Origin of the sequence: Collinsella phocaeensis (genome assembly GCF_900119895.1) — a bacterium.
GTDB lineage: Bacteria > Actinomycetota > Coriobacteriia > Coriobacteriales > Coriobacteriaceae > Collinsella > Collinsella phocaeensis.
The window spans coordinates 1,461,260-1,478,208 of record NZ_FQLR01000004.1 but is presented as its reverse complement, the minus strand read 5'-3'; the positions used below and the strand labels follow the sequence as shown (position 1 = coordinate 1,478,208).

Sequence of the window (16,949 nt, the reverse complement as noted above, 5' to 3'; positions counted from 1 at the left end):
GCGCTAACGATTGCAAGCGAGAGGGAAGTGCCTCCCTTCCTTTAGGCGTGAGCCTTGTGCCAGGATGTCAGGCACGGGATGCCGTCCACCTGATGGCGGGCCTAGACAGCCCGGGACATGCGGGGGTCCTCGCTATTGCTCGCTTCCCGGGCGTAGGCAATGCCTTGGCGCGTTACGGCTCGCGAGGGGGTCGGGCAGCTCTCACCCCCGAAGTGAGTGGATTTTCTCAGGTTCAACGATGACACTCCGTCATGATAAAGCGCTTATCTGGTGTTTCACTGTGTGTCAGGGGCGCTTTTGGACCTGTTGTTCAGCAGCCTTGCCAAAATCCACTCACTTCGGGGGTGAGAGGTTTCCTCTGACCCCTCCCTTATGGCTGTAGGTCCGGAGGGGGCGCGGTGGCCTCCCTCTACCCCGCGGTCTCTTGTCGCAGGGTCTCGACGCAGCGCATCGCGTCGGCCGGGCGCATCCGATTCGTCCGTTTCCGGGCCGCGCGGGTGCTGCATGCGTATTGCGTGCGCAGGGATGCACGGTTCTTTTCAGCTCGCCGACTTGGGAGTATCATGCATCCACGTGTGTGAACAAGGGCCCGAACCGCGGTATGCGGACGGGCTGGGTTATCGATAAGGAGTCTCGCATGTCCGGACACTCTAAATGGGCAACTACCAAGCATCGCAAGGGCGCGCAGGACGCTAAGCGTTCCGCTCTGTTTTCCAAGCTGAGCCGCAACATCACCGTTGCCGCCCGTCTAGGCAACGATCCCAACCCGGACAACAACGCCTCCCTCGCCGCCGCCGTCGCCAAGGCGAAGGCGCAGTCGATGCCCAAGGATAAGATCAAGTCCGCTATCGACAAGGCCTTCGGTGCCGGTGCCGATGCCGCCGTGTACGAGAACATCGTCTACGAGGGCTACGGTCCTGCGGGCGTCGCCGTGTACGTCGAGTGCTTGACCGACAACCGCAACCGCACCGCCGCCGACGTTCGCTCCGCGTTCTCCCATGCGGGCGGTAACCTCGGCACCTCCGGTTCCGTCGCCTTCCAGTTCGAGCGCAAGGGCCAGGTCGTCGTCTCCAAGGAGATCCTCGACCCGAACGCCAAGAAGGAAACCATGATGGCCAACGGCGCCGCTGGTGACGAGGAAGAGTTCATGATGGCTATCGCCGAGGCCGGCGGCGACGATTACGAGGACGCCGGCGAGGACTGGGTCGTGTGGACCGCCGCCAACGAGCTCATGGCCGTCTCCAAGGGTATCGAGGCTCAGGGCATCGAGGTCAAGGGCGCCGAGCTCACCATGGTTCCCATCACCCCGACGGCCGTCTCCGGCGCCGACGCCAAGAAGGTCCAGCGCCTCATCGACCGCCTCGAGGAGCTCGACGACGTCCAGGACGTCTACAGCACCATGGACATGACCGACGAGGTCATCGCCGCGCTCGAGGAGGAGTAGGGCCCGATCGGGTCCGTGCGCGTCCGGAAGGACGCATGCGCATATGAATGATGGCCGGTTCGCGTGGCAGCGCGGGCCGGCCTTTTGCGTTGTCGGCCTCCGTGCCCGCCATGCCGCCCGTGGGGTTCCCGCGTGGAATCTGGCTGTGGGGCCTACGGCGACGCGAAGCGGGTATCGTGGGTTCAAGCAGAGGGCCGATCCCATTTCGTTAGGCCGACGGTTCCGCGGATACCCCCGGCAGAGCCGTCACGGTTCTATATAATCGTGCAGTGCGAGTGGATTCGCGCGCAGTGCGTCCCGGGGTGCGAAGGAGATGGTATGCGGGTGGTTCGAAAGCTCGTCGCTGGCGTGAACGCCGTTGCCGCCGTCTTTTGCGCGGTGCTGCTCGCCGCCTTCCTGTGGCCGAGCCGGATTCCGGGGGCGACGGAGATCGTCGCCTACCAGCCCGCGCGGATCGCTGCGGCCTCCATGGCGTGCTTCGTCGCCGTCGCGGCGCTCATCATGTTTATCCGGGCGCTCGCCCGTGGCGTGGAGCCTGCGAGCATTCGTCTTGGTGCCAACGGGGATATCGAGGTTCGCCTCGCGGCGATCGAGTCGTGCGCGCGCACCGCTGCGTCCGAGGACCCGGACGTCCTCATCGACCGCGTCGATGCCCGCGTGTGCGGCAAGGCGCGCGACGAGGTTCGCTTCACCATCGATGCGATCTATCTCGGGGACTCGGACTTGAAGTCCCGCGCCGAGGAGGTCCAACGCGCCGTGGAGCGCGCCTGCGACCGCATGTTGGGCATCGAGGCGACAGCTGTGCGCGTTCGCTTTCTTCCGAGCAAGACCGTTACCCTCTCCAAGGAGGTCAACCAGTGAGTGGATCTAACAGCAGTGAGCGAAAGCTCCCCAAGCTATCCGTCGAGTCTCACGACGAGAGCGCGCAGGCCGCTCCGGAGGGGGGCGCTTCCCGCGACCACGCCGACGGCGCGTCGGCGCACGACGGGCTCCACGAGGCCGCGGGCTTCATCTCGGGTATCGGAAGCGAAGCATGGCGCTACGTTACATCTCATCCGCATACGGCGGCGGGGGCCTTCACGGGTCTTGTCGTCGCCGTCCTCATTCTTTGGTTGGGCCTGTGGAGCACGATCGTTATCACCGTGTTCGTCGCGATCGGGGCGATCGTGGGCCAGGTCCGCGATGGGGATAACGGAATCGTCAACTTCTTCCGCCGCCTGTTCGGCGGCAACTGACGGCGTTGCCGGCACGGTGTATATCGATCAGCGAGGAGCGTGATTGTCATGGCAGACGAGAAGATGGATGAACTCGAGCGCGCGGATGAGGCGGCCCCGGCCGTCAGCCTCGAGAGCGGGAAGGAGTCTGAGGTCCCAGCCACGGAGGTCGCTGTGCTCGATGCCGGCGGCGAGGGCTCGACGGAGGACGACGAGCTGGATGAGTCCGAGGACTCCCTCACCTATTCCAACGGCGTGATCGAGAAGATCGTCGCGCTCGCTACGCGCGAGGTGCCCCACGTCCTGGGCATGAAGGGCAACCTCATGCATTTCGTCCAGGAGCAGTTCGGCGCCGAGAACCTCACCAAGGGCGTTTCGGTCGAGGTCACCGACGACAACCGGGTCGTCGTGAACATCTCGGTCATCATCGAGTACGGCAGCTATGCGCCCGCCATCTTCGAGGACGTCAAGGAGCGGGTCACCGAGCGCCTCGTGGCCATGACCGGGCTCGAGGTCGCCGGCATCAACCTTCGCATCGAGGACGTCGTGACGCGCGAGGAGTACGAGGCGAGCCGCAAACGCTTCCTGGACACCATCAAGCCCGCCGAGTCCGCGGAGGACGACGAGGAGTAGGCCTGCGAGACCTCCCTTTCGATCGGGGCCGGGCGTCCGGTATAGCCGTGTTGCGGGAGGGGCGCGGATCGCACCGCGGGCAAACGGATGGACCGGCTCGCCTGATGGCTGTTTTAAAAAGCGCTCGCCCCTAATTGAGGCGCGTCGCGCGCCCGGCGGCGTATCCGGCAACCGAACGCGCGGGGTCGACGAGACGCTCTCTACATCATGGGCGCTTCGCGTCCCCATCTCAATTAAGGGGCCGTCCGGCAATTGAGGCGCGGGGTCGAAGGGGTTTCCGATGGATTTCGTGGTTGTCCATGCGGCCTGGGCCTGTTAAGGTAAGCCACATGGATACGTTTGCCGCACATATCACGATGATGGTCATGGAGATGCCCTCGCCCGGGCACTCTGTTTTGCTGCGCCGCCCGCGCGGCTAGACGGAGACCGGGCGCCCTGATAGGCTGTCTCCGGCGGGAGTCAGCCCGCCTTCTTCCGATTTGGCCGTCTTCGAGCGGAGATACACTTTTGATCAGCATTCAGCATATTTCTAAATCCTTCGCGGTGCCTGCGACGCGTGGGCGCCGTTCTCGCGGAAAAGGCGCCGACTTCTCATATGCGGCAGCCGTGAGTGGAAACCCTGCAGCGGTCGCCGCGAGCGTGGTCCAGGCGACCGACGAGGCTGCCTCGACGATCGCGTCCGTTCTTCCGGACGGGACTGTCAGCGCCCTGTCCGACATCAATCTGGAGATTGCCGACGGGGACATCTTCGGCATCATCGGCATGAGCGGCGCGGGCAAGTCCACCCTCGTGCGCACCATCAACCTGCTGGAGCGCCCGACCTCCGGCAGGATCGTGGTCGACGGCCAGGACGTCACCGAGCTTTCCGGTGCCGACCTGCGCGCCTATCGCCGTCGCGTCGCCATGATCTTCCAGAACTTCGGCCTGCTCGCTCAGAAGACCGTGCTCGAGAACGTCTGCTTCCCGTTCGTGGCCGCCAACGGCAAGGTCACGGCGGAGAACCGCGAGCGCGCGCTCGGCCTGCTTGCGCGCGTCGGCCTGGCGGAGAAGGCTTCCAGCTATCCCAGCCAGCTGTCGGGCGGGCAGAAGCAGCGCGTGGCGATCGCCCGCGCGCTCGCGTGCGAGCCCGAGGTCATCCTGTGCGACGAGGCCACGTCGGCACTCGACCCCAAGAGCACCAACACGATCCTCAAGCTGCTCCGCGACATCAACCGCGAGACCGGGGTCACCCTCGTGGTGATCACCCATTCCATGGACGTCGTGCAGAAGATCTGCAAGAACGTCGCCGTGCTCGAGCACGGCCGCGTGGTGGAACAGGGGCCGGTGGAGCGCGTCTTCGACGCGCCATCCGCCGAGGCGACACGCGTGCTGCTCGGAAGGGTTGATTGGGATGCTTAACGATTTCTTGGCCGAGTTCTCCGGTCTTCTCGCGCAGGGAACGCTCGACACGCTCGTCATGCTGTTCGCTTCCACGGCGATCGCCTACGTGATCGGCATCGTGCTCGGCGTGGTGCTGCACCTGACGGCTCCCGACGGCCTGCGTCCCATGCCCGCGCTCAACGCGGTTCTTGGTTGGATCGTCAACATCGGCCGCTCCCTGCCGTTCATCATCCTGCTGATCGCGCTCATGCCCGCGACCCAGGCGATCGTGGGCACCTCGACGGGCGTGCGCGGCGTCATCCCGCCGCTCGTCGTGGCGACGGCGCCCTTCGTTGCCCGCATGGTCGAGCAGTCGCTCGCCGAGGTCAGCCGCGACGCCGTCGAGGCCGCCGAGGCCTGTGGCGCCTCGGTGCCGCGGATCGTGTGGTCCGCGCTTCTGCCCGAGGCGCTGCCGAGCATCGTGCGCGGCATCGCCGTTACCCTGATCGCCGTGCTGGGCTATACCGCCATCGCCGGCGCCGTGGGCGCGGGCGGCTTGGGCGATATCGCCATCCGCTATGGTTATTATCGGTATGAGAACGAGGTCATGATCGTGACCGTTGTGCTGCTTGTCGTTCTCGTGCAGCTGATCCAGAGCGTGTGCAACTATATCGCCCGCCGCGTCGACCACCGCTAGGCGGAACGCTCAGGCACCGCATCTTGCCCTTTACTCGTCGGGCGCCGCACGCAAGGCGCGCGCCCTCCTCGTTCGGGGCAACCTGCGGCACCTGAGCGCCCCGTTCTCGCCCCTTACCCGTTCCGTTTCCTACCGCGTCGCCCGGGCATGGCTGCTGCCCGCGGCGCCGTCCTGTGCTTGCTTGCGTATTCATGTTCGTTACAGGTGGGTTACGTTATCGGCGCGGGCCGATTGCAAACCTATGCTCCTGATAGGTTAATCGGTACCGCGCAGTGACCCGCACCATCTCAGAAAGGAATCCCTCATGGCTGTCCTCAACGCTCCTGTCTCCCGTCGCTCCGCTCTCAAGGCCTTCGCTGCCGGCCTTTCCGTCGTCGCCCTCGGCGGCCTCGCCGCCTGCGGCGCGTCCGACGGCGCAGCGGGCTCTGCTTCTGCCTCGACCAAGCTGACCGTCGCCGCGAGCCCCACCCCGCACGCCGAGATCCTGAACGACTTCGCCGCCGCCAAGCTTGCCGACCAGGGTATCGACCTCGTGGTGAAGGAGTACACCGACTACATCCTGCCCAACAAGGACACCAGCTCCGGCGCGGTCGACGCCAACTACTTCCAGCACATCAACTACCTGGAGAACTACAACAAGGAGAACGGCACCGACCTGGTGTCCGTCGGCGCCATCCACTACGAGCCGATGGCCGTGTACGCCGGCAAGTCCTCCGACCTCGACTCCATCGTGGACGGCGCCTCCATAGCCATCCCCAACGATCCCACCAACGAGGGCCGTGCCCTGCTGCTCCTGCAGGACCTCGGCCTGATCACCCTCTCCGATCCCAAGAACCTCGAGGCGACCCCCAACGACATCGCCGACAACCCGCACGGCATCCAGTTCCAGGAACTCGAGGCCGCTGCGGTTCCGCGCGCCCTCGAGTCCGTCGATTACGCCGTGATCAACGGCAACTACGCCATCGAGGCCGGCTACCACGTCAAGGACGCTCTTGCGCACGAGGAGGCCGGCTCCACCGCCGTCGAGCAGTACGCCAACATCATCTGCGTCACCGCCGAGAACGAGGACAACGAGACGGTCGAGGCGCTCGTCGACGTGCTCACCTCGGACGACTTCAAAGACTATCTCGAGAGGACCTACGGCCAGGACGTCCTGCCCGCATTCTAATCTGCGCCGCATCGGCTGATTCAGCGTCTCGCGGCCCGGTCGCTTCGTGCGGCCGGGCCGCCGTTCGTTTGGCGCGGGCGGGACGGAGCGCCGCACGCCCGGTCACTGCGTCGTGATGGATTGCAATGTCCGCCCGCGGCGCTACCATCACAGGCATCGGGGCCGATGCGCGAGAGAGGGGATGCAAGATGGGGGAGAGCGAAGTCGCTGAGCGCAAAGGGGCGGCTGAGGGGGCTCCGGTCGAACCTATGGAGCGCCTGGTGACGCCCGAGGATATCAGACTGGGGGAGCAGGAGGGCCGCCGCCGCAGCCAGGACCCCCATTTCGTGCGCTTTTTCATGACGTTGAACGCCGGCCTTATCCTTACGGCCCTGGCGATCGTGGTTTTCAAGACGCCGAACCACTTCGCCTTCGGCGGAACCTCGGGAGTCTCGGTCATCCTGTCGACGCTCTGTCCCTCGTTGCCCGTCGGTGCCTTCATGTGGATCATCAACATCGCGCTCGTCGTGCTCGGGCTCATCTTCCTCGAGCGCCGGGCCATTCTCTGGAGCGTGTTCGCGTCCGTCGCGCTCTCGGGGTACGTGTCGCTGTTCGAGGTGCTCTTCCCCGGCGCGTCCTCGGCCTCGGTTACGGGCGATATGTGGCTCGACCTGTGCTTTGCCGTGCTGCTGCCCGCCATCGGCAGCGCGATGGTGTTCGACATCGGCGCTTCCACCGGCGGCACGGATATCCTCGCGATGATCCTGAAGCGCCACAGCACGCTGGAGATCGGCCGCGCCCTGCTGTACGTCGATATCGGAATCGTCGGCATCGCCGCGGTGCTCTACGGCCCTCGCGTGGGGCTCTACTGCGTGCTCGGCCTGTTCGCGAAGACCCTCGTGGTGGACAAGGCCATCGAGAGCATCCATCTGCGCAAGGTGTGCACGGTCATCTGCCGTCAGCCGGTCGCGGTCGAGAAGTTCATCGTCAAGGAGCTCAAGAGGACGGCGACCATCAGCCGGGGCTACGGGGCGTTCTCGGGGAGGAGCGTGACGGTGATCATGTGCGTGCTCTCGCGCCGGGAGGCGGTGAAGCTGCGCCGTTACGTGCGCGAGATCGAGCCGGATGCGTTCATCACGATCGTGGACAGCTCCGAGATCGTGGGCAACGGGTTCCGCTACGTCAACTAGCGGGCCCGCCGACCGGCAAGATGGGACGGCGCCCCCTGGGGCCGACCGGGAGCGTCGGCCCCAGGGGGCGCCTGCGGTTTCGCTCAGGGCGATCGGCTCGTGTCGGAAGCGGCCATCGGGCCCCGCCCCAAAGCCCGCCTCGATTTTGGGACAGCCCCTAAATCGAGGCGGGCGCCAATTCGGGGCGCATGGCGCGGAGCTTATTCCTTCGGCTTGTCCTCCGCCTCATCCTCGGACTTCGCGTGGGCGCGGCGCAGCTCGCGGGCGGCGGTCATGCGCGCCTCGCGGGCGTCTTTCAGGGCGTGATGCGCCCCGACGGTCGCCGCCCGGGCGGAGCGCACGGTGTCGGCGAGCGCCGGGTTGGATTCGGCGATGCGTGCGACGAGCGGCCCGTCGAGCTCCTCCTGCGTGGGCTCCGCCAAGAAGTCGACGGCGTACTGCGCGGCGACGGCGGCTCCCTTGGCGAGGACCGACTCGTCGATCCGGTAGTAGCAGGAATGCTGCGCGAACGTGGCGCCCACCTGCGGGTTGCGGCACCCCACGAAGGCGAGCACGCCGGGCACGCGGCGGAGGTACTCCGAGAAGTCCTCGCCCGAGAGCGTTCCGCGGTAGCGCCCCTCTCCCGCGGCGCCGAGCACCTTGAGGACGGCCTGTCGGCAGCGCTCGCTCGCGGCGGGCTCGTTTTCAACCTTGTAGTTGGCGATCGTGTAGTCGGACAGCTCTGCCTCGGCGCCCAGCGCGGCGGCGGTGTGCGTGCAGATGCGGCGGATGAGCTCCGGCATCATCTCGTGGGTCGCGTCGGAGTAGGTGCGCACGGTGCCGGTGAGGTAGGCCGAGCCGGCGATGACGTTGCGCGCCGTGCCGCCGTGGAGCTCGCCGACCGTCACGACCGCCGGCTCGTAGGGGGAGAGGTCGCGGCTCACGATGGTCTGCAGGGCGTTCACGATCTCGGCGGCCACCATGATGGCGTCGGCGCCGCGCTGCGGCATGGCGCCGTGGCAGGAGGTTCCGTGCACGTCGATGCGGAACCAGTCGGTGTTCGCCATGCGCGGGCCGGGCTCGCAGCTGACGGTGCCCGCGTCGACCTCGCTCCAGATATGCATCGCGAAGGCGCCGTCGACATCCTCGCAGACCCCCGCCTCGCACATCATCTTCGCACCCGACCCGTTTTCCTCGGAGGGCTGGAACACGACGCGGACCTCGCCGTGGATGTCATCGGTCATGTGGCGCAGGACCTGTAGGCAGCCGAGCATCATGGCGATGTGGCAGTCGTGGCCGCACGCGTGCATGTAGCCTTCGTTGACGCTCGCGAACTCCTCCTCGGTGCGCTCGGTGACGGGCAGGGCGTCGATGTCGGCGCGCATGAGCAGGCGTCGCCGCGGCGTGCCGTCGGCGCGGTAGGCGTCCGGGGCGGTGCCGCGTAGGGTGGCGACGAGGCCCGTCTTGAGCGGGCGCTCGTAGGGGATGTTCATCGCATCGAGCTGTCCGGCGATGTCGGAGGTCGTGCGCACCTCCTCGAGGCTCGGCTCGGGATGCTTGTGGAAGTGGCGGCGCTGCCGGATGATGTAGGGCTCGAACTCCGCCGCGATGTCGAGGATCGCCCGCGTCGCCTCCTGCTCGCTGCGCGCCTCGCGGTCCGCCATGATCTGCTGCGCCTTCGTCTTCACCATGCCTGAAACATCCTCTCGTCGTGCTTGCACATGCTTTACGCTGCCCTAACTCTAGCACGGTGAAGCATGCCGGCGTGTTTATTTAACCTGTTTCGAGGTGAGGCGAGGCGAGGCGAGGGGCGTGGGGTGCGCGAGGCCCGCCGTAGGGAGAGGGAGGCGCCTCGTCGTATGCGGCCGTGGCGTCCGGAAACGCCTCCGGATGCCGGCTTGGGGAACCTTACGGCCGCTATGGGCCTCGGATTCGTCCGCAGGCGTCACCCATTGTCGGCTTGGGGAACCTTGCGGCCCTCTTGAAGCCCGGCCTTGTCCGCGGTCGTCCCCGATTCCGGTTTGGGGAGCCTCGCGGCCGCTACGGACCCCGATTCAGTCCGCAAGCATCCCCGTTGCTCTCGACGGGGCGGGCTGCGGGCGTGCGTGCCGCCGATTATGCCCCCTGCCGCGTCCGGTTGGCGCCGGGGGGAGGGCGCCGAAGCCCGGCGTCCCTCACGTGTCGAGCTCGTCCGGCAGCCCGCTTGATGGCGGCATCCTGTTCAAGCGCATTTTCGGCGGGGTCCCATCGCTTGGTCCGGCGCGGGCGGGCGAGTCGACCGCTGGCGTAACCATATGCTCAGCGATCGATTCCGGGCGGTATGATGGTCCGGCATGCCGCATCCCCCCCCGTGGGGAAGCGGCGACGTATCGTCCACTCGACACGAAGGCGGCAGGGCATGGCTTTCAAGGCAGATTATGTTGTGCGTTCGACACGCGTGTTCACGAGTTCCCCGGGGGAGCGGACCCCTCGTGAGCTCGCGTTCGCGGTGGCGTCGGGGCGCATCGCCCTCGTGGGCTCGCCCGACGACGTCCTCGCCGCCGTCCCCGCGGCGACCCCTGTGCGCGATTTCGGCGACGCGCTCCTGTGCCCGGGCTTCCATGACGCGCACCTGCATTTCTTCCACACGGCGCTCGGCTCCTCTCCCTTCCTGCTGATGGAGATGGGGAAAAGCGAAGAGGACCTCGCCGCCAAGGCGGCGGCGTTCGCCGCGACGCTGCCCGATGACGCCTGGGTGGTCACCCAGGGGTGGCGCGACTACCGGTGGGACCCACCCGTCCACCCCACGCGCCGCTCGCTCGACGCGGTGCTTCCCGACCGACCCTGCGCGATGTACTCGGGCGACGGGCACACGCTCTGGCTCAACGCCCGGGCGCTCGAGCTGCTCGGGGTGACGCGCGACACGGAGCCGCCCGTGGGCGGCAGCTTCGATCACGACGAGGACGGCGAGCTGACGGGCGTGGCGCACGAGGCGGCCGCCATGCAGCTGCTCCCGCGCTGCCTGGAGTGGATGGGCGAGGGGCGCATCCGCGATGCGTACCGCGCCCAGATGACGCGCATGGCCGAGCTCGGCATCACCTCCATCTGCGACATGTCCCTCATGCCGATGCCCGGCTGCGACTTCATCCGGGACGATATCTACGAGGCCCTCGAGGCGGCGGGCCAGCTCACGGTGCGCGCGCACCTGTTCCCCACGCTGCTCGACGACCAGGCTCGGCTTGAGGCCATGCAGGAGCGCTACCGCAACAGCGACCTCCTGCGTGCACCGGGCTTCAAGCAGTTCTTCGACGGCGTCTCGAGCGAGCATACCGCGTACCTCATCGAGCCCTACAGCAATCCGCGCTTCCCGGGCGACCGCGGCAGGCTGACCGTGAGCGCCGACCGCATGCGCGCGCTCGTGCTCTCCGCCGCCGAGCGCGGCCACGCGGTGCGCATCCACGTGATCGGCGACGGGGCGATCCACGAGGCCCTCGATATCTTAGAGGAGGCGCGCCGGCTCTACGGGTCGCTGCCGAGCGGGCACAACACCCTCGAGCACCTCGAGAACCTGCTGCCCGGGGATATCGACCGCCTGCGCGATCTCGATGTCGTCGCGAGCTCCCAGCCGTGCCACATCACGCTCGACCCGGGCGGCCCCGAGCGCGACCTGGGGCCGGACCGCAGCCGCATCATGTGGCCGTTCGCGACCTACCTGCGCCGCGGGGTGCTCCAGGCGTTCGGCACCGATTCCCCCATCACGCTGCCGGACAGCATGAACGTGCTGTATGCGGCGGTGACGCGTCGAGACCCTGCGAGCCGCTGGCCGCAAGGTGGCTGGTTGCCGGAAGAGCGCATCTCCGCCGCCGACGCGCTGCGCATCTACACGGCGGGCAGCGCCGTCGCGGCCCAGCACGAGGACGAGCTCGGTCGCATCGCGCCGGGATACCTCGCAGACTTCGTGGCGCTCGACCGGGACGTCACCGCGTGCGACCCCGAGGAGATCATCGACGCGCGCGTGCTCGCGACCTTCGTGGGCGGTCGGGAAGTCTATTCCCGCTAGGGACCGGGCATCCTGCGACCCATGGGTTCGAGCGCTCAGGAAATCTAAGTGCCGATTCATAAGATTTTTTGCGGTTCCGTTGTATAAGTCTGTCTTGGTGGGTACTATTCAACGCGTAAGCAAACGCGTGGACGGTCGGTAGGGACCGGCCGCCAGCAAAAGGAGGAAACAGCATGTCTCTCAAGCCGCTTGGAGATCGCGTCCTGGTCAAGCCCGATGCCGCTGAGCAGAAGACCGCTTCCGGTCTCTACATCGCCAGCAACGCGCAGGAGAAGCCGCAGCGCGGCGAGGTCGTCGCCGTGGGCGCCGGCAAGCTCAACGACGCCGGCGAGCGCCTGCCGATGGACGTGAAGGTCGGCGACAAGGTGATCTACGGCAAGTTCGGTGGCAACGAGATCAAGGTCGACGGCGAGGACTACCTGCTCATGCGCGCTGACGACATCTACGCCGTCGTCGAGTAGCACCCCCCCAACCTCAATTCAGGGCAGACGCCGTATTGAGGTATCCGCCGCGGCATCCGACTCAGCCGTGGCCGGCAACAGGTTTCTCTCATTTGGAGGATTGAACACATGGCTAAGAACATCACGTTCGACACCGACGCTCGCGCCAAGCTCGCGAAGGGCGTCAACACCCTGGCCGACGCCGTCACCGTCACCATGGGCCCCAAGGGCCGCTACGTGGCGCTGCAGCGCTCCTTCGGTGCTCCCACCATCACCAACGACGGCGTCTCCGTCGCCAAGGAGATCGAGCTCGAGGACAACATCGAGAACATGGGCGCCCAGCTGGTGAAGGAGGTCGCCACCAAGACCAACGACACCGTGGGTGACGGCACCACCACCGCGACCCTGCTCGCCCAGGCCATCGTCAACGACGGCCTCAAGAACGTCGCCGCCGGTGCCAACCCGCTGGCCATCCGCCGCGGTATCGACAAGGCCGTCAACGCCGCCGTCGCCGAGATGAAGAGCCTCGCCAAGCCGGTCGAGACCAAGGAGCAGATCGCTTCCGTCGGCACCATCTCCGCGGGCGACCCCGAGGTCGGCGCCAAGATCGCCGACGCCATGGACGTCGTGGGCAAGGACGGCGTCATCACCGTCGAGGACTCCCAGACCTTCGACATCCAGATCGACACCGTCGAGGGCATGCAGTTCGACAAGGGATACGTCTCCGCGTACTTCGTTACCGATAACGACCGCATGGAGGCCGTGATGAAGGATCCCTACATCCTCATCACCGACCAGAAGATCTCCAACGTCCAGGACATCATGCCCGTGCTCGAGGCCGTCTCCCGCGCCGGCAAGGGCCTGCTCATCATCGCCGAGGACATCGACGGCGAGGCCCTGCCCACGCTCGTCCTCAACAAGATCCGCGGCGCCCTCAACGTCTGCGCCGTGAAGGCTCCGGGCTACGGCGACCGTCGCAAGCGCATGCTCGAGGACATCGCCGTCCTCACCGGCGGCCAGGCCGCTCTCGACGAGCTCGGCATCAAGGTTGCCGACATCACCGCCGAGATGCTCGGTACCGCCAAGAGCGTGACCATCACCAAGGACAACACCACCATCGTTGACGGTGCCGGCTCCAAGGAGGCCATCGCCGACCGCGTTGCCGCCATCAAGGGCGAGATGGAGCACACCGACTCCGAGTTCGACCGCGAGAAGCTCCAGGAGCGCCTCGCCAAGCTCTCCGGCGGCGTGGCCGTCATCAAGGTCGGTGCCGCCACCGAGACCGAGCTCAAGGAGATCAAGCACCGCGTCGAGGACGCCCTTCAGGCCACCCGCGCGGCCGTCGAGGAGGGCATCGTTGCCGGCGGCGGCGTCGCCTTCATGGACGCCCTGCCCGCGCTCGAGGGCATCGAGATCTCCGATCCCGAGGAGCAGATCGGCATCGACATCATCAAGAAGGCGCTCACCGCTCCGGTTGCCACCATCGCCAAGAACGCCGGCTACGAGGGCGCCGTCATCGTGGACAAGGTCTCCGAGCTCCCCGCGGGCGAGGGCCTGAACTCCGCCAACGGCGAGTGGGGCAACATGATCGAGATGGGCGTGCTCGACCCGGTCAAGGTCACCCGCACCACCCTGCAGAACGCCGCCTCCGTGGCCTCCCTCATCCTCATCACCGAGGCCACCGTCTCCGACGTGCCGAAGAACACCCAGCTCGAGGACGCCATCGCGGCCGCGACCGCAGGCGCCCAGGGCGGCGGCATGTACTAAGCGAAACGCTTAGAACTCCCATTGGAACCCCGGAGGGTTCCTTGCGGGTGTGTTCGAGGCTCAGCCTCTCAGAACACCCTCAAGGAATCCCTCCGGGGTTTTGCATTCAAGCCATTCGAGCTTGCGAGGAAAAAAGAGGTTGGTGCGCTCGGCTCCGCGCCCTTGCCGTTCGCGATCCGTCGCCGGGGCGCCCGGGGCCCGCGTACCTGCTCGGAGCCTGCGTGCCCACGCGGGCCCCGCGTCCTGTGCGGGTTCCGCGTTGCTTATAAAGCGTGGGTACGGAAACGGTACTGCGCGGCAGCGTGCTTGTATGCGAAAAAGGGCTCCGCGCGGCGGCCGGCGCGTGGCGGATACGGGGTGGTAAACATGGATGAACGCAAGCGGATGCTGGTGAAGGGCGCCGCGGCGGGTGCCGGTGCTCTCGCCGCGGCAGCCTGGGTCGCATGGTCGAACGGCGGCATTCAGACGACCGAGTATGAACTCGCGGTTCCTCGGTTGCCGCGGGCATTCGACGGCGTGCGCATCGCCCAGATTTCCGACCTTCATAACGCGGAGCTCGGCCATGCCAACGCGAGGTTGCTCAAGCGCCTGCATCGCGTCAAGCCCGATTTCATCGCGATCACGGGGGACCTGGTCGACTCCCGTCGTACGCGCGTCGACGTCGGTATGCACGTGGCGGCGCAGGCTGCGAACATAGCCCCTGTGTTTTTCGTCCCAGGCAACCACGAGGCGCGCCTTCGCGAGTATCCGCAGATCGTCTCTCGCCTGAAGCGTGCGGGCGTTACGGTGCTGGGGAATGCATCGGTGTCGTTGCGGCGCGGTGGCGAGCGCATCGTGCTGCTCGGGCTGACCGACCCGGTGTTCCGCCGTCCGTATCCGCGCGGCGCGACGCCCCAGATCATCGATGCGCAGCTAGCGGACGTGCTGGTTCGCGCCGGCATCGAACCGGGTGCCGAGCATGCGCCCTGCACCGTCCTGCTCACGCACCGCCCCGAGCTGCTCGCGGTGTACGCGGCGCGCGGCATCGATGTGGCGTTTGCCGGCCATGCCCACGGAGGCCAGGTGCGCCTGCCGGCGGTGGGTCCGCTCTTCGCACCCAGCCAGGGTTTCTTTCCCAAGGTCACCGCGGGCGTGCACACGCTGGGGGCAACGCAGCTCGTGGTGAGTCGCGGCCTGGGTCCCAGCGTCGTGCCGCTGCGCGTGAACAACCGGCCCGAGCTCGTGGTGGCGACGCTGCGCTGCGCCGACGATAGCCTGTAGGCGCCGCATGCGCCGCGGGCACGAAGCGCCGCAGTGGCGAGCCATCGTGCTGTCGCATGCGGCGCGTCGCGTCTACGGCCCTCTCTTGGTTTCCATTGCTGTCGCGCGCACGGGGGCGAAGCGGGGTGCTTTGTCCTGGAGGAGCCGCTTAGAAGAGCTGCTTGAGGTAGAGCGTGCCGAAGGGCGGGATCTCAAGTGATCCGTCAAGTTCGAGGACGTCTCCGGCGACGAGCCGCGCGGGCTCCCCGGCGCCGTCTTCGATGCACGCGTTGTCGTAGGCGGGCGCGCTGGCGAGCAGGACTTCGAAGCGTCCCGCGAGCGAACCGTCTCCGAACGTGAAGGGTGCATCGTCCGCGTTGACGGCGACGAGGACGCGCTCGGCGGCACCTGCGGCGCCAGCGCATGCGTCGCGCTCGAACAGCAGCTGCTTGTTCGTGATCACGACGTTGCGGTAGCCGCCGTGGCAGAGCGCGCGCGACGCGCGGCGCACGTGGTTGAGCGCGCAGATGTAGCCGGTGAGCTCGTTGGGGGCGTTGCCGCCGTCCCAGCCGGGCGCGAGGTGCTCGAGCGCGTCGGCGGCAGGGGCGTCGAGTGCCGGGCGCAGTGCGACGTCGGCGAGGTAGCCGGTGCCCTTTTCACCCAGCTGCCCCCATTCGCTGCCGTAGTACAGACAGGCGATGCCCGGCATGCCGAACAAGACGCCGTATGCGGGGCGAAGGTGGCGCTTCTCGGTCAAGATGCTGGCCAGGCGCGAGACGTCGTGGTTGTCGGCGAAACTCACCAGATGCTTGCCTTGGTAGATGCACCAGGGGTCGCCTCCGTATTGGCGGTGCAGAGAATGGGCGATCTCGAACATGTTCATGGAGTTGAAGCTCGAATACAGGCCCTTGTAGCACTCGTAGTTGGTGCAGGAGTCGAGCATCTCGTCGTTGACGATGAGGTTGTAGTCGCCGTGCAGGACCTCGCCGATGAGTGGGAAGCCATCGCCCGGGCCGCCATCGAAGCGCGTTTCCGCCCCCAGTTCGCAGGCGAGCCCATGAAGGCGCTTCACGAAGTCGCGGTCGAGGCTGTAGGCGACGTCGAGGCGCAGGCCGTCGACGCCCAGCTCGTGCTTCCACATGCTGACGGCGTCAAGCAGATAATCGATGACAGCGGGGTTACGCAGGTTGAGCTTGACCAGATCCTGGTTGCCCTCCCAGCCCTCGTACCAAAAACCGTCGCCGAAATGCGTGTCGCCATCGAAGCTGATGTTGAACCAATCCTTGTACGGAGAATCCCACTTCCGCTCGCGGACGTCACGGAAGGCCCAGAAGTTGCGTCCCACATGGTTGAAGACGGCGTCCAGGATCACGCGCACACCGCTCGCGTGCAGGGCGGCGACGGTATCGGCGAAATCCTCGTTGGTTCCCAGGCGGCAATCGACCCGGCGCAGGTCGCGCGTGTTGTAGCCGTGGGTGTCGGAGGAGAAGACGGGGTTGAGCAAAATCGCGCCGATACCGAGCTTCCCGAGGTAGGGGGCCCAGTCTATGAGCTGTCGGATGCGATGGCGCTCAATTTGCCCCTCCATCCCGGCGGAGTCGGCGAGGTCCGGCGCGTCGAACGGGCAACCGAGCATGCCCAGGGGGTAGATCTGGTAGAGGGTGGTATCGAAGACCCACATGGCGGCGCTCCTTGCGCTGTGCGAGAACGAGGTGCTCGGGAACGCTGTGGTGGCGTCGCCGAACACTCAACACGATACCGCCGGCGGCCCTGGCACCGGACGACTATTCGCCCAGCGAGC

The 16,949-nt window shown here is 66.7% G+C and carries 14 protein-coding genes; 12 read left to right on the top strand and 2 right to left on the bottom strand.

The features are described 5' to 3' along the window. Positions 1-637 precede the first annotated feature (637 nt). The 8 genes from BQ7355_RS08425 to BQ7355_RS08390 all read left to right on the top strand — a co-directional run bounded on the left by BQ7355_RS08425 (position 638) and on the right by BQ7355_RS08390 (position 7,684). Complete coding sequence (locus BQ7355_RS08425; RefSeq protein ID WP_072415773.1) at positions 638-1,444, top strand: YebC/PmpR family DNA-binding transcriptional regulator; 807 nt, start codon at positions 638-640, stop codon at positions 1,442-1,444. A 318-nt stretch (positions 1,445-1,762) separates the two neighbouring features. Next, positions 1,763-2,305, top strand: coding sequence for an Asp23/Gls24 family envelope stress response protein (locus tag BQ7355_RS08420; RefSeq protein ID WP_072415772.1), 543 nt, complete (start codon positions 1,763-1,765; stop codon positions 2,303-2,305). Continuing rightward, positions 2,302-2,679: a DUF2273 domain-containing protein gene (locus tag BQ7355_RS08415; RefSeq protein WP_072415771.1), complete on the top strand. Its 378-nt coding sequence runs from the start codon at positions 2,302-2,304 to the stop codon at positions 2,677-2,679. Before BQ7355_RS08420 ends, BQ7355_RS08415 begins: the two co-directional genes overlap by 4 nt. A gap of 48 nt (positions 2,680-2,727) precedes the next feature. After that, positions 2,728-3,291, top strand: coding sequence for an Asp23/Gls24 family envelope stress response protein (locus BQ7355_RS08410; RefSeq protein ID WP_072415770.1), 564 nt, complete (start codon positions 2,728-2,730; stop codon positions 3,289-3,291). A 507-nt stretch (positions 3,292-3,798) separates the two neighbouring features. Beyond that, the gene (locus BQ7355_RS08405) at positions 3,799-4,689 is read left to right on the top strand and encodes a methionine ABC transporter ATP-binding protein (protein ID WP_072415769.1); all 891 of its coding nucleotides are present in this window, start codon (positions 3,799-3,801) and stop codon (positions 4,687-4,689) included. After that, positions 4,682-5,347 (top strand): methionine ABC transporter permease, encoded by a 666-nt coding sequence (locus BQ7355_RS08400; protein WP_072415768.1) that lies wholly within the window; start codon positions 4,682-4,684, stop codon positions 5,345-5,347. Before BQ7355_RS08405 ends, BQ7355_RS08400 begins: the two co-directional genes overlap by 8 nt. 304 nt (positions 5,348-5,651) lie before the next feature. Beyond that, the gene (locus BQ7355_RS08395; protein ID WP_072415767.1) at positions 5,652-6,515 is read left to right on the top strand and encodes a MetQ/NlpA family ABC transporter substrate-binding protein; all 864 of its coding nucleotides are present in this window, start codon (positions 5,652-5,654) and stop codon (positions 6,513-6,515) included. Between the two features lie 188 nt (positions 6,516-6,703). Next, positions 6,704-7,684 carry a YitT family protein gene (locus tag BQ7355_RS08390; protein ID WP_072415977.1) on the top strand — a complete coding sequence of 327 codons (981 nt, stop codon included), beginning with the start codon at positions 6,704-6,706 and terminating at the stop codon, positions 7,682-7,684. Positions 7,685-7,884: 200 nt separating this feature from the next. Here the strand turns inward: BQ7355_RS08390 and BQ7355_RS08385 are convergent, their stop codons facing one another. After that, the gene (locus BQ7355_RS08385) at positions 7,885-9,354 is read right to left on the bottom strand and encodes an amidohydrolase (RefSeq protein WP_072415766.1); all 1,470 of its coding nucleotides are present in this window, start codon (positions 9,352-9,354) and stop codon (positions 7,885-7,887) included. A 707-nt stretch (positions 9,355-10,061) separates the two neighbouring features. Here BQ7355_RS08385 and BQ7355_RS08380 point away from each other — a divergent pair. The 4 genes from BQ7355_RS08380 to BQ7355_RS08365 all read left to right on the top strand — a co-directional run bounded on the left by BQ7355_RS08380 (position 10,062) and on the right by BQ7355_RS08365 (position 15,169). Continuing rightward, complete coding sequence (locus BQ7355_RS08380; RefSeq protein WP_072415765.1) at positions 10,062-11,702, top strand: amidohydrolase; 1,641 nt, start codon at positions 10,062-10,064, stop codon at positions 11,700-11,702. Positions 11,703-11,875: 173 nt separating this feature from the next. Continuing rightward, positions 11,876-12,163 (top strand): co-chaperone GroES, encoded by a 288-nt coding sequence (groES, locus tag BQ7355_RS08375; protein ID WP_072415764.1) that lies wholly within the window; start codon positions 11,876-11,878, stop codon positions 12,161-12,163. 108 nt (positions 12,164-12,271) lie between these two features. Beyond that, a complete protein-coding gene (groL, locus tag BQ7355_RS08370; RefSeq protein ID WP_072415763.1) occupies positions 12,272-13,909 on the top strand; it encodes a chaperonin GroEL in 1,638 nt (545 codons plus the stop codon). A gap of 366 nt (positions 13,910-14,275) precedes the next feature. Then, positions 14,276-15,169: a metallophosphoesterase gene (locus BQ7355_RS08365; protein WP_072415762.1), complete on the top strand. Its 894-nt coding sequence runs from the start codon at positions 14,276-14,278 to the stop codon at positions 15,167-15,169. Positions 15,170-15,317: 148 nt separating this feature from the next. On the opposite strand, the gene BQ7355_RS08360 is transcribed toward BQ7355_RS08365, so the two are convergent. Further along, positions 15,318-16,829 (bottom strand): alpha-amylase family glycosyl hydrolase, encoded by a 1,512-nt coding sequence (locus BQ7355_RS08360; protein WP_072415761.1) that lies wholly within the window; start codon positions 16,827-16,829, stop codon positions 15,318-15,320. Between the last annotated feature and the right edge of the window lie 120 nt (positions 16,830-16,949).

What these genes read in the sequence shown, in the direction of transcription:
- groL (WP_072415763.1), top strand. Translation starts at nt 12,272, where the DNA reads ATGGCTAAGAACATCACGTTCGACACCGACGCTCGCGCCAAGCTCGCG.
- BQ7355_RS08385 (WP_072415766.1), bottom strand. Translation starts at nt 9,354, where the DNA reads ATGGTGAAGACGAAGGCGCAGCAGATCATGGCGGACCGCGAGGCGCGC.
- BQ7355_RS08420 (WP_072415772.1), top strand. Translation starts at nt 1,763, where the DNA reads ATGCGGGTGGTTCGAAAGCTCGTCGCTGGCGTGAACGCCGTTGCCGCC.
- BQ7355_RS08390 (WP_072415977.1), top strand. Translation starts at nt 6,704, where the DNA reads ATGGGGGAGAGCGAAGTCGCTGAGCGCAAAGGGGCGGCTGAGGGGGCT.
- groES (WP_072415764.1), top strand. Translation starts at nt 11,876, where the DNA reads ATGTCTCTCAAGCCGCTTGGAGATCGCGTCCTGGTCAAGCCCGATGCC.
- BQ7355_RS08380 (WP_072415765.1), top strand. Translation starts at nt 10,062, where the DNA reads ATGGCTTTCAAGGCAGATTATGTTGTGCGTTCGACACGCGTGTTCACG.
- BQ7355_RS08410 (WP_072415770.1), top strand. Translation starts at nt 2,728, where the DNA reads ATGGCAGACGAGAAGATGGATGAACTCGAGCGCGCGGATGAGGCGGCC.
- BQ7355_RS08425 (WP_072415773.1), top strand. Translation starts at nt 638, where the DNA reads ATGTCCGGACACTCTAAATGGGCAACTACCAAGCATCGCAAGGGCGCG.
- BQ7355_RS08395 (WP_072415767.1), top strand. Translation starts at nt 5,652, where the DNA reads ATGGCTGTCCTCAACGCTCCTGTCTCCCGTCGCTCCGCTCTCAAGGCC.
- BQ7355_RS08365 (WP_072415762.1), top strand. Translation starts at nt 14,276, where the DNA reads ATGGATGAACGCAAGCGGATGCTGGTGAAGGGCGCCGCGGCGGGTGCC.
- BQ7355_RS08400 (WP_072415768.1), top strand. Translation starts at nt 4,682, where the DNA reads ATGCTTAACGATTTCTTGGCCGAGTTCTCCGGTCTTCTCGCGCAGGGA.
- BQ7355_RS08360 (WP_072415761.1), bottom strand. Translation starts at nt 16,829, where the DNA reads ATGTGGGTCTTCGATACCACCCTCTACCAGATCTACCCCCTGGGCATG.